We start from the raw sequence: 1474 nt of genomic DNA, 5'->3' as shown, positions 1-1474 counted from the left end.
GCAGATGTACAAATACTTAGATCTAGGTATTTGGTAACCAAAAGATATAGGATAAAAAATGCCTATAGAAGATCTAATATTGATCCAGAGAGATTATTTGAAGAGTTTTGTGAGGGAATAGAGAATGAAGAATCAGAAAAAGGAATGCATTGTAGTATGTGTCCGCACATACTAATATGTTTAAAGGGGGAATTTGCCATTGATAGGAATAGATAATTTAAAGTTTAATGAATTTTTCCTACGAACTGCTCAGCTTTGGCAATTCAAAAATAATTATGATTTTTTAGATTTTATAAAATTGTCCCAGGAACAAATAGAAATTATTGAAAAAAAGGATGCACAAATGCTTATAAGTGGTTCTGCTGGCAGTGGAAAAAGTATTACATTATTATATAAGATGATAAAGATTATGATGGATGAAAAAGTGCCCCAAAGAATATTATATTTGACTTTTAATAGCACATTAGTATCTGATACATATAAAAGGGCCTGTTTGTCGGAGGAATTTCAAGAATATAGAAACTATCATGAGATTAATATTTGGACATTTCATAAAATGAGTTATGAAATACTAAGTAAAATGGGTTTTAGGAATGTAGAAAACTTGAATATTAATATTGGTACTATAGAAAGTTTTACCGATAAAATCTGTGGCAGACTATATCCTATATGGGAATACTATACTGACCCATCTCAAAAGGGATATAGAAAATTAGAGTATAGTGAACGATTGTACTCTACCCATGATGTAAACTTCATAGCTGAGGAAATTCTTTGGATGAAAGCAAATGGATATATAAAAAAAGACGATTATTTGGAAGTAGAAAGAAATGGACGTGGGAATGCTCCAAGACTTACAAAAACTCAAAGGAACACTATATATAAAATATTTTTAGAATATGAAAGAAGAAAAGAAGATATGTATCATGGGCATATGGATTTGGAAGACTATGCTCTCAAATTATTAGAGAATTTTCATTATATTCCAGAAGAACTTTATTATGATTATATATTTGTAGATGAGGTTCAAGACCTACAAGCTATGCAATTAAAGGTTCTTGCAAAGCTTGCAAAGAAAACCATAGTTATTGCAGGTGATTCAAAACAGAAAATATATAAACGTAGTCCTCATTCTTATGCTGATTTAGGAATAAATATCATAGGTAGCAGAAATAAAACTCTTACTAGGACATTTCGTTCAACTAAACAGATAGTAAAATTGGCTAATTCATTAAGTTTTACGGATATTGAAAGTGAAAAAATTCATGATATAGAGGAAATGGCAGAAGGATATATGCCAGAAATACATTATTATCCTAAGACTAAAAATCAAATCAGATATATAATAAAGGAAATAAAAAAAATACATAGTATAGAAGAAGGAGCAACTATTGCAGTAATTCATCGGGAGGAAGACAAGATTCTTAGGAGACAAAAAAGTTATTTAAGGAAACAATTAGAAATGAATTTTAGA

The 1474-nt window shown here is 29.4% G+C and carries 2 protein-coding genes; both read left to right on the top strand.

The annotated features are described in order from the left end of the window. On the top strand, nucleotides 1-216 hold a 216-nt coding region (locus C3E90_RS12285), incomplete at its 5' end, for a hypothetical protein (protein WP_236915964.1). Continuing rightward, nucleotides 200-1474: UvrD-helicase domain-containing protein (locus C3E90_RS12280; RefSeq protein ID WP_236915963.1), on the top strand; the 1275-nt coding region annotated here is incomplete at its 3' end. The genes C3E90_RS12285 and C3E90_RS12280, both read left to right, overlap by 17 nt.

It is taken from the genome of Clostridium sp. Cult2, assembly GCF_021655075.1.
Taxonomy (GTDB): domain Bacteria; phylum Bacillota; class Clostridia; order Tissierellales; family Tepidimicrobiaceae; genus Schnuerera.
The sequence above is the reverse complement of the archived record's forward strand: the minus strand, read 5'-3'. Positions and strand labels throughout refer to the sequence as shown.